This window comes from Candidatus Saccharimonadaceae bacterium ML1, assembly GCA_030253535.1.
In the GTDB taxonomy this organism is placed as follows: domain Bacteria; phylum Patescibacteriota; class Saccharimonadia; order Saccharimonadales; family Saccharimonadaceae; genus Saccharimonas; species Saccharimonas epibionticum.
In genome coordinates, this window is the sequence record CP124550.1 from 278,226 (window position 1) to 292,140 (window position 13,915).

The following is a 13,915-nucleotide window of genomic DNA, read 5'->3' on the forward strand; positions in this document are numbered from 1 at the left end:
AGTCCCCTTTTAATTATTTTTAGTATATCGCTTATTTTTGGGGTTTACAATATTGTTTTAATTGGCTATACTTCTACTGTACCGTTTCGGTACCTCAATATAACACTACAGGTTAAAATAAAGCATTAGCTAAAATGTTTCTGTAAAGATTCGGGCGGTAGGCCCGTTTTTTGTTTGTTATCTTTTTCTTTCAAATCTTTTTTATATAGCAAAAACAAAACCCCGCCCTCGCTCTCTTCCATGCGGCTGAAATAGAAGCCGTTTCCTGCCAAGAGGTTCTGTAGGCCTGGCATTCTCTGGGGCGCTAGTGTTTGTAATTGCGTTGCGCCGCGTAATGCTGCTTCGGCCTCGACTAGTTGTAATAATCGCGTACCAACTTTTCGGCGGCGGTATTTTTCTCGTACGGCGATTAGTTCCAAATTTACTATTCTAGGATCGTCTGAGTCTTGGCTATAGATAACTGTACCAACTGGTTTGATGGTATTGCTGCTTTCATCGATGTATCTGGCCAGTGCAGTGGCGCACTCACCCAAGTATAAACGCTGCGTTAGGTCGGTAGATGCTTCCATGAAAGCATCTCGGCCTAGTATGTCTGAAATTGGCCCGCAGATGCTGGGCTTACATAATAGATCGATAATCTCGCCGACTTGAGCGTCATGAGCATGCGGCGTGGTGGCTATTTCTAACGGTAGAGGCATAGCAATAGTTGATTACGAATTGGAAGTAGCTGCCGTTGGAGTTTTGCGCCGGCGGCTGCGAGTGCGTTTGCGCTTTGGTTTCGCGGCGGCGTCATTGCTTTCAGATTCACTCTTGCTTGGCGTGGGTTTTGCCGGCGTAGACGAAGTGCTTGCGGCTGCCTTTGCTGACGGTTTGGCGCGCCCATGGTCAATCTGTAATACGCTAGACTCAATGGTTGGCGATAGCGCCTTTTTCGAAACGTTCACCTCTCCTGCTGGTTGTGGCTGGGTTTGGTTTTGTGCTTGCTGGCGGGCGGCGCGATCGGCGGCGCGCTGTTCGGGCGTTTTTGGCGGCGTGTAGGCTGGACCGGGACGCTTGACGGTGAGATTCTCAGGCGGCAGCATACGCTCGTTGATTTCGGCTTCAATTTCGGACCGTTGGCGCGAATAATGCTCGCGCGTCCACTGGATGATCCGCCCCGTATTGTCGTCTTGGTAGGTTGGCAGATTTAACGTTTTCGCGCTAAACGCTGGTGCTTTTTCGCCATTGATCACCATGTTGATGATGAAATTGCGGTTATGCATTTGCAGGAGATCGTTTGGTTCAAACTGCGGCTCAAATTGTTTAGCGAGGATCGGGCTGTCGTCGGCGGAGACGCGGAATGAAATCATTGTACCAACGTTGCCGAAGACGGCGTCGCGCACCGTGTCTTGCATTTGGCTGATGTATTGATTCGCAACCGTGAGATTGAGCCCGTATTTGCGCGCCTCGGACAAAATCGTTGCAAAGCTATCAGTGGCGAAATTCTGGAACTCGTCGACATACAAGTAGAACGGGCGGCGATCTTTAACATCGGGAATGTCGCTGCGGCTCATAGCAGCGAGCTGAATTTTTGTGACGATGAATGAACCTAAGATGCCGGCGTTATCTTCGCCGATTAAACCTTTACTTAAGTTAACGATGAGGATTTTGCCCTCGTCCATGATTTGGCGAATGTTAAACGTTGACTTTGGCTGACCAATAATATTACGAATGATCGGGTTCGCCGTAAAGGCGCCGACTTTGTTGAGTACCGGCGCGATTGCTTCTGCTTGGAACTTATCCGTCCAGCTGGCAAATTCAACATTCCAAAATTGCAATACGACAGTATCTTGGCAGTAACTAAGCGTTTCTTTGCGGAATTTTTTATCGGTGAGCATGCGTGTAATGTCAAGCATCGTAGTTTCGGGGCGGTCAAGAAGCGCGAGGATTGTGTAGCGCAAAATATATTCAAGGCGCGGCCCCCAACTTTCGCCAAACATACGCTTCAATACGCCAATAACTTCTGAACTGATATTATTTTTTTGCTCAGGATTTGTCACTTCAAGCGGGTTGAAACCGAGCGGAAATTGCGTATCGGCTGGATTGAAATAGACAATATCTTTCAGGCGCGATCCTGGGATGAAGCGCATATTGTTAATTGCAAAATCGCCGTGCGGGTCAATAATCGCATAACCTTGCCCGTGGAAAATGTCGCTAAGTGCAAATAGTTCAAGCAACCCTGACTTCCCTGCTCCCGTTTGCCCGATGATGTAGACGTGGCGCGAGCGGTCGTAGCGCAGCATGCCGAATTGGTGGTTGATGCCGCGAAAATTCGTCATGCCGAATGCCGAAATATTTTCGTCTTGCGCTGGATCGCCGGTGAGAACTGGCAGCTTTGCCGGCGGCTCGGCGGTTTTGGTGCTTGCCCAGACGATGTTTGGCGTCTCAACATTGGTGTGCGGCAAATGGAATACGCTTGCGACCTCCTCAATATTCATCAAATAACCGCGGTCGGCAAACAACCGCGTTTTGTATTTAGCAAGCGCTTCTTTGGCAAAACTGTCGTTTGTCATCATCTTGAAGCCGTTGAGATTGGTTGAATTAAATTGCTTAAATGTGCCAACAATCCCCTGCATACGCAGACGCGCGTCGCTGACGCTTTCTCCCAGATAAGCAACGCGGATTTTTACCTGGTAACCAAGTTTTGTGGCTTTTTTCTCAGCCTCGGCGATGCGTGTTTTATCGCGCTCGGATAATTCTTTCGCTGTGCCAGTTCCCTGCTCTGGCGGCGCCCACAATGCCTCAATCAAGCTGGCAGCCCATCGTCCGCCGCTGCCTTGTCCGAATAGATTGAAGCCGCCCGTTTTGATTGATGTAATCCAGCTGTCTGCTGCTTTGTGCCAGTCGTCGCGCACTGGACGTACGAGCATTTGAATCCAGATTTCCTCGTCGGTGTCTTCAAGTTTGGCAAGCGTGCCGGTAATACCGGCGAGCGGGTCGACTTCAAAGCTCTGGAACGTTTTAATCGGCAGGAATTCTCGATCAGTTAGCGATAGCTCTGACGTATAGACGACGGTATGGTGGCGCTCGTGCGTGACGTAATCTTCTTCGGCGGTGTGAATTTGTACCTGTGGATACTGCGCATAGATTTGTCCTTCAACGAAGCTTTGCAGCGCCTTCGGCGTCCAGACGTAGAATTGAATGCGTCCGCCGACCGAGGCAATTTCAAAGCTGAGGTGCTCTTGGTACCCGCCATTCGCCCTGAGTTCGCGCGCATCGCGCAAAATACCGTGCAAGCTCGCAAACATTTGTTCGGCGGCGAGCTCTGACTTGTCGTTTGTTTTTGGAATTTCAAGCATCAGCAGAACGCTTTCAATGTTCTTCACGGCGTCAATACTGCGGTAGTTGCGCCAGGTCATATACCCTAAAATGAGTACGATTGGCGTCCAAACGTACCACTGCATGAGCAAGCTGACGACTGACAAAACGAATGACATAATATTCTTTTATATTATACCATAATATCTGCGTAGTGAGTACTGCTTGCGCTTTTTCGCTTGCTTTAACCGCTCGGGCAAAATCAAAAAGCTTATCTCGTCCGCCGCATGACTATGTCTCGGTTTTTTAAGAGAGCGAGCCTGTTTGCGTGTTTCTACGCGGCATCAACGAGCGCGTATGTCGCTTTGGCGACGCGTTTGAATTCCGGTTTGCTCTGCAGATTGAGGAGGATCGTCGTTTCTTTGACGCGGCGGCTTTTGAGTACGCGCCTGACAATCTCGTCGCGGTGCAGCGGCTCGCCGGCGTCTTTGAGTACGTTTGCGATGATTTCTGATACTGTGCCGCGCGAGTAGCCCCATTCTTGCAGCGCGTAAATGCCGCGGCCGATGAGCACGAATCGTTTGTCCTTGATGAGTTCGTTGTGGATTGCCTGCGTGGTAACATTCTTGCGCTTGAAATCGCTTGTTTTAATCGCTTTAGCGATTTCCGAGAAATGCAACGGTTTGCCATTACCCACGAGGATGACGTAGATTTTGTCGCGGATATTTTTTGGATTGACGGTTGGCCATTTCGTAAGTCCCCAGACGTCTTTTAGGCTGGCGAGCTGTTTCGACAGGCTTGCGAGAGCGCGGACTTGCGCCGGGCTTTCGTAGGTGAGCATGCCGTGGAGCGTTTCTATATCAATAGGTTCACCGTGCTTTTTGATCGTTTTAACAATGGTATCAATATTGCTGCGGATTTTCTTCTCGTCGCCGTTTTCAGCGATACTGATACCCTGGTGGTAATTGTCGGTTTCGTTGATAGTTGTGAGGCGCGGCGAGAGTTCGGCGATAAAGGCGATGTGCGTGCGGATAGCTGCTGCCTTTCCGGGCGATAAGCGTTCAGCGATATCGTTGACGCGCCCGATACGGCCATTTTCCGACAAATCGCGGACGATAAGGCGCTCGACGGTGCGGATGGCTGGAATGTCGCCCTCCTCTGCTGCAATTTTTAGACGAATGAGGATCGCCTTCTCAAGCTGGCGTACGCGCTCGCGAGTGATACCGAGAAGCTCGCCGATTTGTTCAAGCGTTTCTTTGCGGTCAAACAAACCAAAACGGCGCGTAATAATCTCGCGCTCGCGTTCTTGATCGATCGTTTTCAAAATGTCTTGAATGGCGGTTTTGATTGTCGATGCGGTGTCGGTGCCAGTAACTTCGGTCATATAGTATCTCCAGCCTCCGCCTCACCCGAGGCTTTTACGTGTTAGGTTAATATAAATGATTTAATGTTAATTATAATATATAGTGTTATAGATGTCAAACCCTCACGGTTCTATAAATATTGTATCACAATATCGACGCTTATGGTAAATGTTTTTTTGGCACTTTTTTTACTGAAAAAGAATGATAAGGCTGGAAATATTTTTATATCCTGTCAAATTACCTCTGTTGAATTGCCGATAACATGTACAAGACGACGATAAATCCACATCATAAATATCATGATAAGTAAAATATAGGTAGTATTACAGTACGGTTTAGGACTGAGGACCTAGTAGCGGTGTAGCGAAATTAAAGATGGGTACAGTGCTTGCGGGCGTATGCGGGTACCGCGGTGTATCAATGTCGGTTGATATGTCAATCGCTGGCGGCGTGGACAAGAGCGCTTGCGTATCGATATCGTCAATGTCATCAAATACGCCGTCCTCCAGGTTGATTCCGGTATGCTCGGCGGCGAATTTCACAATAGTCTCGCGGATTTGCACTCGCGTTAAATTCGACGCGCCAGTAAACTCGTGTCCAGCGTGCGATATGCGAATGAAACGGCTGAGCGGTTGCCGTACGACGATACGTTCATACAATAAATGCGACTGGTCGGGTGATACGACCTTGTCCTTGGCACCATGCAGAAATAAGAACGGCGGCGGCGTGCCGGCGATTTTATGGTAGAGCGGGCTGGCTTTTTTAGCGGTTGCAAAGTCGGCTGACCCGAGATAATTAAAGGCATTCGGATTGCGCCGGCGCCCTAATTTGAGTTGGCGCACTAAATCAGTTGTGCCGTATAGGCTCACGACGCCGCGGATTGTCACGGGCGGCTTGGCGGTAGAAAGTGCGTAGGTACTCACTAAAAAACCGCCGGCGCTGTCGCCTATTAGAATAGCTTTGTGCGTGTTAATGGCGTACTGGGGCGCGATCGCGGCAAGCGTGTTGATGGCGCAAGCAGTGTCGTTATTCTGCACCGGGTAGCGGTGCTGCGGCGCCAGGCGGTAATTAATTGACGCGAATGCGAATCCGGCGCGTACCAAAGCGGCGCCGTAGAAATCGGCGATTGCGTTGCGTTTATCGCCTTTACTCCAGCCGCCGCCATGAACGTAGATAGCGAGTGGATATGGCGTATGGGTACGAGCCGGACCGGCCGGTTCTGGCGGCAGGTATAAATCAATCGTTTGTTCAGCGCTGCCGCTACAATACGGTATGTCGTGAATGATGCGTGCTATTTTGCCTAAGCGGTACATAGCGTAAAAATTATCGGCTGGATTTTTGATCGATAGCGAATAAATCGACGTAATACAGACGGCGAACAAACAAAGCAGAAGCCAGTGGCGTACCTCGCGGAGGCGTTGACGAAATGTCATATTTATGATAATACACTGTTACGATAATAGCGTCAAGGCGCGGTTTTTTGGAGTAGCTTAGCGACCGCAAGCGCGCCGCGCGGGCGACGGCTTTTTTCGCGTTTACGTTCTATGGCAATGTGGTAATGCGGCAAGAAGCTACTTTTTCTTTGCCTTTGCTGATGAAGTGCGCGGTTTGCCGGCTTTTTGCGCAGTACTGCGCCGTCCGCGCGCACGTTTGGCGGGTGCAGCGGCAATCATCTCGCGTGCTTGTTCGGCTGTGATTGTTTTCGGGTCGATGTCTTTCGGGATTTTTGCGTTCTTTTTACCATCGGTGACGTATGGTCCGAAGCGCCCGTTGAGTACTTTGACATCGCCAAAATCGGCGATATGTTTTTCGGCTTCGACTTGCAGTTTTGCGGCGTATAACTCGCGTGCTTTTGCTTCGGTAATTTCGCGCGGGTCATCTTCTTTTAGGCTGACATATAGCTTGCCGACTTGAATGTATGGTCCGAAGCGCCCGATATTGGCGTTAATATCTTGCCCGTCCTCGGTCGTGCCGACAAGCCGCGGCAGCTCGAACGCTTTGAGTGCTTGCTCTAATGTGACGGTGCTGATTTTTGTACCACGCGGCAGTGGCGCGAAGTGTGGTTTCTCGTCGCTATCGGTGCTGCCGAGCTGGAGCATCGGCCCGAAGCGTCCGAAGCGCGCGATGATCGGCTTGCCGGTTTTTGGGTCAGTACCGATGTCGCGCGAATCGCCAACCTTGCTGCGGTCAATTGCGCCCGATTGCTCGATGCGGGCATGAAACGGCTCGTAAAAGTTATGCAGCATGGCGTTGCGCGTTAATTTATCGCTCGCGATGTCATCGAAATCTTTCTCGACGTTGGCAGTAAAACCGTAATCAACAACTGGCTTAAAGTGATCGGTAAGAAAGCCGCTAATGAGTTCGCCCGCTGGCGTTGGTACGAGTTTGCCTCGGGTCGAGCCGGTTTTTTCGGTCTGGATGCTGCGTTCAACATTCCCATCAATACGCTGCAGCACGATAATGTCGCGCGGCTCGCCTTCGGATTCGCCGCGTTCAGCGTAACCGCGTGTTTGGATTGTATTCATGATCGTGGCGTAGGTGCTTGGGCGGCCGATACCGAGCTCTTCAAGTTTCTTAACGAGCGTACCTTCAGTATAGCGCGCAGGCGGACGGGCAAAGACTTGGCGCGCCTCCATGGAATATTCGCGCACAAGATCGCCAGCGGTGAATGTTGGTAGGATTGCATCGTCTTTGCCGCCGCCGTAAACGCGCAAGAAGCCGTCGAAGACGATGGTGTGCCCTTTAGCTTCAAAAACGAGGTTGTCTACATTAGCAGTACTATTGATCGCTTGCTTGGTGTCTGCTTGTTCGATCCGGATCGTCGCCGTTGTGTTCTTTATTTTGGCGGATGCCATTTGGCTGGCGAGTGTACGCCGGCGGATGAGGTCGTAGAGCTTTTGGTCGTAGCCGTTGCCGCTGACCGATTCGCGCGTGACATCGGTTGGGCGGATCGCTTCGTGGGCTTCTTGCGCGCCGGCAGATTTCGTTTTGAATGTGCGGACGTGGCTGTATTCAATGCCGTAGAGCCGCTTGATGTAATCGGCGCTAGCGGCAATTGCCTGTCCTGATAGGTTTACGCTGTCGGTACGCATGTATGTGATGTGTCCCTCTTGATATAACTTTTGCGCGCTTGCCATGGTGGCGCGGCTGCTCATACCTAGCTTAGCGTTGGCTTCTTGCTGCAACGTGCTGGTGGTGAATGGCGCGGCAGGGTTGCGGGTTGACGGCGATGTCTTTATATCGTCAATGGTGTATTTTGCGTTGTTCAATGACTCTAGGAAGGCGTGTGCATCAGCTTCGGTGTCGAACCGCTGCTTAAGCTCGGCTTTGACTTCTTGCCCGTCGTATACAAATACGGCAGTGACCTTGAACTGAAAACTGCCCGCGAATTGCTCAATTTCATGCTCGCGCTCAACCAGCAGGCGTACAGCCGGACTCTGCACGCGTCCGGCGGATTTACCGCCTGGGACTTTTTGCCAGACGACAGGGCTTAGTTCAAAGCCAACGAGGCGGTCTAAAATCTGTCTCGCCTGCTGCGCTTCAACGAGCTTCATGTCAACAGTGCGCGGGTGTTGGATCGCTGCCTCAATTGCCGGTTTGGTGATTTCGTGAAAGGTAATGCGCTTAGTGGTGGCAGGGTCAAGATTCAAAACTTCGCATAAATGCCAAGCGATTGCCTCCCCTTCGCGGTCTTCATCGGTAGCGAGCCAGACGTTTGCTGCGCCGACTGCCTTGACGGCTTTTTTTAGCTCGGTGATAATTTTTTTCTTTTCGGGGTCAATTTCGTATATAGTTTTGAAATCGTGCGCGACGTCAATCGGCGGTGTGCCGTCTTTGGTTTTTTTTGCAATAGAACGGATGTGTCCTACGCTTGACAAAACATGGAAATCATGTCCAAGATATTTTTCAATGGTTTTTGCTTTTGCCGGCGACTCGACGATAACGAGGTTCTTCATATTTGTCTATAATATAGTGCATTGCGAAAAATGCCAAATTGCTTGAGGCGGCTATTGGGTAGCTTGCCGCACGTACGCGTATGAGGAATGAAGCGCACATGGCAGCGATGCAGCGAAAGCGAGCCCGCCAACAGCCCGAGAAACTGTCGCGATCGTTTCGTGGCCGCTTCGTTCTGCTGCGGCGCCGATACCGTAAGCGAATATTGATGTCATCTCTCCAGCCATCGCGAGTTTGCCTGATGTTGTCGGGCGGATTGATTTGCCGGGATATTTCAGCATGGTCATGGTGGTTGCAAGCGCATTGGCGGCTTGTAAGCTGGCGAGCGCGGCTGCGATTTCCTTTGGCATGATACCTTTCTTCGTGAATTCGTATATAATTTTTGCGGTTGCGATCTTATCAAGACTGGCGTCTGTCAATGCGCCGAAATTGCTCGTTTGTCCGGTGGCGCGCGCCACCTTGCCGTCAAGCGCGTCAAGCCCCCGCCCGGCGATAAGCATAGCAGTTCCTTTGGGTGTTTCCGCGGTTTCGGCGCCTTTCCAGGCGAGCGCTGCGCCGCATAGGCTTATTGCGTTCGGTATCGTAAAAATGTCGCGTGTAGCGACGAGCGGTTTGTCTTCTGGTGGGCGGTCGTGTTTCATTGCAAAACTGTAACGCAAACAGAGGCAGTTTTGCAAGCGTGAGCGATATCTAGCGCAGCGTCCACTGATTTGCGCCGAGCGAGCGGATGACGCCGTTGATTTCAAGGAGCGTGAGCGTGGTGCTGAATTCGACAGCGTTTAAGCTGGTCGCGCGCTGGATTTCGTCGCCGTCGCGTATGCCGGCGGCGAGTTGTTTGATGATGGCGGTTTCGGCGGGCGTATCGCCGCGCGCCAGCGTGGACTGCCGGGCTTTTTCGTGCGGCAGCAAAACGGCGATAATATCGTCGGGACTAGTGACGGGCGTGGCGCCCTGGCGAATCAACGCATTGCAGCCGGCGCTCATCGGGCTGGTGATGTTGCCAGGGGCAACGAAAACCTCCCTACCTTGCGCGAGTGCATGTGCGGCGGTGTTGAGCGTGCCGCTGCGGGCGGCCGCTTCGGTGATGAGGATTGCGTCGGCGAGCCCGCTGACTAGACGGTTGCGCGTGAGAAAGCTCCATTTGCCGACGACGTACGGTTTAGGCTCGTCGATGCAGTGCTCGGACAAGATCGCGCCGCCTTGCGCGATGATTCTTTCGCCAAGCGCGCGGTTGGCGGCGGGGTAAATATCCGGCAGCTGATTTGCAATAACCGCGATTGTCGTGCCTTCAGCCTCCAAGCAAGCGCGGTGCGCGAGCGCATCGACGCCGAGTGCGAGTCCGCTCACAATAATAATTCCTTGCTGCGCTAAGTCGCCGGCAAATTTCGTCGTTACTTCAATGCCATAACGTGTTGGCTTGCGCGTACCAACGATTGCGAGGGTCGGCACGCGCTTTGTTGGTAATATTCCCATGCAATATAACACGTGCGGCGCGTCGTCAATATGACATAATCTCTGGAGATAGATATTATCATCTGGAGCAATTTTATTGATTTTCATACAAATTTCTTGTAAAAAGTATTGACACTTTGTCAACTGTGTGCTAATATTGGAGATGATTGATTGACTCAGAAGAGGAAAATCAAGCACCTTATACCCCCTATTCTATAACAGAATTCGCCGTCATGGCGAATCTCAAGTTAGGTAGCGCATAAAGTGCGGTCATTAGTAACCTACCCTCCACTATGATCGCCGCTACAGACAGCTTTGTGCGTTTACTAACCCCTTTGTCCAGCGGATCACCAGTATGTGTGAGGTGGATCACGTATACCCAAGACGGGTGGGACGAAGGGCAGTATGGCGCCAGGTGATGCCCACCCTTACCTGGCGCTTTTTTGTTGGTTTATTTTTTGATAATTGCAACGTAAATTGCAACAGATTTGCAGTATATATACACCCCGTTTTACAATACGAGGCTATGAGAATTGCATTTTTAGGAAAAGGCGGTAGCGGTAAAACGACGACATCATCGTTCGTGGCGCGCGTGGCTGCCGAAATGTATCGCGAATTATACGTGATTGACGCTGATATTAACGTACATATGCGTGAGGCGCTAGGATTGTCAAGTGGCGAAGCGCATGAATTTCGGCAAGTGTTTGAGTATGTTGAGACGAAAATTCGTCATGATCGTCCTGATGTCGCAGCGCTTAAAACCTTGCCGCGAACGCTGCCGCCGTGGCGGCTAGAAGATCGGTGTACGCTGAGTTTTGAAGCTGCGCCATGCAAAGATTTGCGTCGCCATGACAATATGTTGCTATTCGAGCTAGGCAGTTATACTGAAGATACGATGGGTTGGTCGTGTCATCACGGTGCGCTCGGGACGTTACAATTGGTGCTAGCACATGTGAATGATGGCGAAGATCAACTGATTATCGCCGATTTGACGGCGGGTGCGGACGTATTTGGCGTCGGTATGCTCGGATTATTTGATATAGTGTTCGTAGCGGTTGAGCCGACGATGAAAAGTACGAACATTTATAATCAGCTGACGGACTTGGCGGTAGCGGACGATGTTGCGCTGTGTCCGATTGCGAATAAAATTATCGACGAAAGCGACGTTCAGTTTATTGAAACGCGAATTGGACAGCCGGTGAAATTTGCAATCGGCATGTCGAACTTTGTCCGGCGGCTGGAACGCGGCGAGGCGGTAGGAGCAGCAGACATTGAGTCGCCAACACGCCAGGTGCTCGCCGAAATCGTTACGTATATACAAAGTGTGAAGCGCGATGAACAGAGAATGTTTCAATCGACGCTGGCGGCGCATCGGCGGGCGGCGAAGAAATGGCCGAAACAGAAATTCCCGATTGACCTTATGACATTAATTAATCCGGAGTATGAACGATGAAACCAGGTGAAATATTATTTCTGACGCGTGACGACGTGATAGCACTTGGTGGACGCGATATGGCGTTTGCGACTAACGTGATTGAAGCGATGTTTGCGGCATGGGTGCAGGGCGATGTATTGCAGCCGGTGAAAACATCGTTGAAGTTTACCGACTGCGCGGCGAATGAGTCAGTAGGCGGTGTGGTAAATGTGCTGCCAGCGGCGATTCGCGTTGGCGATGATGCGACGTATGGCGCGAAATTACTTGGTGCGATGCCGGCGAACGTGTCGCAGGGCGTGCCACGTGCTACGGGCGTGACAGTACTGTTTGACGAGGCGCACAAAATGCCCATTGCGATTATGGACGCGCAAGTTTTGAGCGCGATGCGGACGGGTGCGGTGAGCGCACTGGCGGCGCGAAAACTGTGCCGGCAAAATACAGCAGAGATCGGTTGTATCGGTGCGGGTGTTAACATGTATACGCAGTTGCTCGGTGTACTGAGCGTACTGCCGCAGGTAATGCGTGTTAAGATATATAGCCGTGGTGAAAGCAAACAGCGCTTAGTGGCGAAATTACAGCGCAAATTTCCACAGATTGAGTTTATGCCGGTTGAATCGGCGCGCGGTGCGGCGCAAACTGCTGATCTTATTGTCACTTGTGTGGCAAATACGAGCGAGCCAGTTGTGCAAATACGCGACGTACTACGACCAGGTGTGACAGTGTTCAATATCGGTTGTTTAGAGAATGATCCGGAGCTGTTAGTACATATGGATATAATCGTGTCGGATTTTTGGGAGCATACGAAACATCGCGGCGTACAAACGCATGCAGTTGCGTATGCACGCGGGCTGATTGCTGATGAAGATGTCGTGAACCTCGGCGCGATTTTACGCGGTGAACAGTGCGGACGCGTGAATGACGAACAGAAAATATTTTTCGGACCGACGGGTTTAGGTGCGGAGGATATTGCGCTTGGTCGAGCGATATACCAGCGAGCATTGAAACGCGGCGCTGGTACGAAGTTAACACTTTGGAGCGGCGAATCGTGGATCTAGCCAGACAACGCGCCTGGCGTGAGCGTTTAGAGCAGCTGACATTGTCGGAGCGATTGGATGCGCGGCATGCTATCCAGCCGATCGTGATGAATGGAGTTGAAGCGCCGCTGTTGGCCTCGCCAATTTTTTTGAAACCTGATGTAAAACGGACGCTGTGCGAGAATGCGTCGGCGTTAGTCGACGCAGCGGTTGCGCTTGAGTTTTCTCCTGATTTTCACCGCGGTATGGTGCTGTACGATCGGTTGTATGAATCGCTAAGCGAACGCGGACGGCAGCTGATCAGCCAAAATGTGCGCCCTATTTCGCGGGTCGAGGCGCAGCAGCGATTTCGCCGGCTTGATGGGTTTATCGGAACGGACGGCACGGTGCAATTTATCGAAATTAATCAATCGGCACCGTTGGCAATTAGTTTTTACGAACGGGCGCGGGCGTATTACAATCACTTGACAGGCAGCGATGCGGAGGCGAACCAGACGTCGTTATACCGGCAGTTGGCAGTGTGGTTACTTAATGCGTCGCCTGTGCCAAACCCGACAATTGCTGTCAGTGTGGAGCATGGTTATCCGGCAAAGTTCGTTGATTTGCCGGCAGCTGCGTGCGGGATTGAGGCGGCGGCACGTGCGATGGGCCGTACGCTCACGTGTATCGTTGCGGAGCCGACTGAGTTTCGCTATGGCAATGGCAACTGGACAGTGCACGGTCATCACATTGATATGCTGTGGCGTAATACAGTGTATCTTGATAACTATGACACACCAGATATCATTGACTATGCGGCGTTGCGTCGTTCTACGAATGTGCCGATGGTGAATGATTTACAGACGTGGCTGCTGCGTTCAAAGGAATTTTTGGCGATGATTTGGGATGATTCACTAATCGATGACTTTCGTCGCCTAGGTGTGAATACTATGAAGTTACGAGTATGTGTACCGTTTTCGTGTTTGCTTAGTAATATATCGCCAGCGTGCGACAAAAACCAGTATATTTTGAAGCGCTGCGACGACGGATTCGGCAAAGGTATTGTGTTTGGCGCTGACATTACTGACGCTGAATGGCGGCGCCGGTTGAGGGGTAGCTGCGGTTCGGATTGGATCGTGCAGAAATTGGTGCAGCCGATGAGTATGAAGCTGCCAGTCATTGACGACGCGGGCGCAATTATTGATACCGAAATGATCGTTGACATTAACCCGTATATGGTGTGCGGTGAAACGGGCGCGTTGCTCGTGCGGGCGCAGCCGACGACGAATAGCGGCACAATGAACATCGTGAACGGTGCATCAATTGGATTTGCGATGTAGGCGTGGCCCGCGTGGACGTGGATAATCTTAAACGGAAAGAAATCCTTTTTTTAGAGCGTA

General features: G+C 51.3%; 10 protein-coding genes. 3 read left to right on the forward strand and 7 right to left on the reverse strand.

Features of this window, described 5'->3' with window-relative positions; all coding sequences use genetic code 11:
• Positions 1 to 125: 125 nt before the first annotated feature.
• From SEML1_RS01455 to dprA, 7 genes are all read right to left on the reverse strand, one after another.
• Entirely contained in the window at positions 126 to 569 is a 444-nt protein-coding gene (locus SEML1_RS01455; protein ID WP_376754286.1) for a GNAT family N-acetyltransferase, read from the reverse strand.
• Between the two features lie 141 nt (positions 570 to 710).
• Positions 711 to 3,476 (reverse strand): type IV secretory system conjugative DNA transfer family protein, encoded by a 2,766-nt coding sequence (locus SEML1_RS01460; RefSeq protein WP_376754287.1) that lies wholly within the window; start codon positions 3,474 to 3,476, stop codon positions 711 to 713.
• 155 nt (positions 3,477 to 3,631) lie between these two features.
• A complete protein-coding gene (locus SEML1_RS01465; RefSeq protein ID WP_376754288.1) occupies positions 3,632 to 4,681 on the reverse strand; it encodes a sigma factor-like helix-turn-helix DNA-binding protein in 1,050 nt (349 codons plus the stop codon).
• A 315-nt stretch (positions 4,682 to 4,996) separates the two neighbouring features.
• Complete coding sequence (locus SEML1_RS01470; protein WP_376754289.1) at positions 4,997 to 6,094, reverse strand: alpha/beta hydrolase; 1,098 nt, start codon at positions 6,092 to 6,094, stop codon at positions 4,997 to 4,999.
• A 138-nt stretch (positions 6,095 to 6,232) separates the two neighbouring features.
• Positions 6,233 to 8,617 (reverse strand): type I DNA topoisomerase, encoded by a 2,385-nt coding sequence (topA, locus tag SEML1_RS01475; protein WP_376754290.1) that lies wholly within the window; start codon positions 8,615 to 8,617, stop codon positions 6,233 to 6,235.
• Between the two features lie 51 nt (positions 8,618 to 8,668).
• Positions 8,669 to 9,256 carry a CDP-alcohol phosphatidyltransferase family protein gene (locus SEML1_RS01480; protein ID WP_376754291.1) on the reverse strand — a complete coding sequence of 196 codons (588 nt, stop codon included), beginning with the start codon at positions 9,254 to 9,256 and terminating at the stop codon, positions 8,669 to 8,671.
• A gap of 49 nt (positions 9,257 to 9,305) precedes the next feature.
• Positions 9,306 to 10,175: a DNA-processing protein DprA gene (gene dprA / locus SEML1_RS01485; RefSeq protein ID WP_376754292.1), complete on the reverse strand. Its 870-nt coding sequence runs from the start codon at positions 10,173 to 10,175 to the stop codon at positions 9,306 to 9,308.
• 418 nt (positions 10,176 to 10,593) lie between these two features.
• Between dprA and SEML1_RS01490 the strand changes: the two genes are divergently transcribed.
• The 3 genes from SEML1_RS01490 to SEML1_RS01500 are packed head-to-tail and all read left to right on the forward strand — an operon-like array spanning position 10,594 to position 13,855.
• On the forward strand, positions 10,594 to 11,520 hold the full coding sequence (locus SEML1_RS01490; protein WP_376754293.1) for an ATP-binding protein: 927 nt from the start codon (positions 10,594 to 10,596) through the stop codon (positions 11,518 to 11,520).
• Entirely contained in the window at positions 11,517 to 12,557 is a 1,041-nt protein-coding gene (locus SEML1_RS01495) for an ornithine cyclodeaminase family protein (RefSeq protein WP_376754294.1), read from the forward strand. Before SEML1_RS01490 ends, SEML1_RS01495 begins: the two co-directional genes overlap by 4 nt.
• The gene (locus SEML1_RS01500; RefSeq protein ID WP_376754295.1) at positions 12,548 to 13,855 is read left to right on the forward strand and encodes a hypothetical protein; all 1,308 of its coding nucleotides are present in this window, start codon (positions 12,548 to 12,550) and stop codon (positions 13,853 to 13,855) included. Before SEML1_RS01495 ends, SEML1_RS01500 begins: the two co-directional genes overlap by 10 nt.
• Positions 13,856 to 13,915 lie beyond the last annotated feature (60 nt).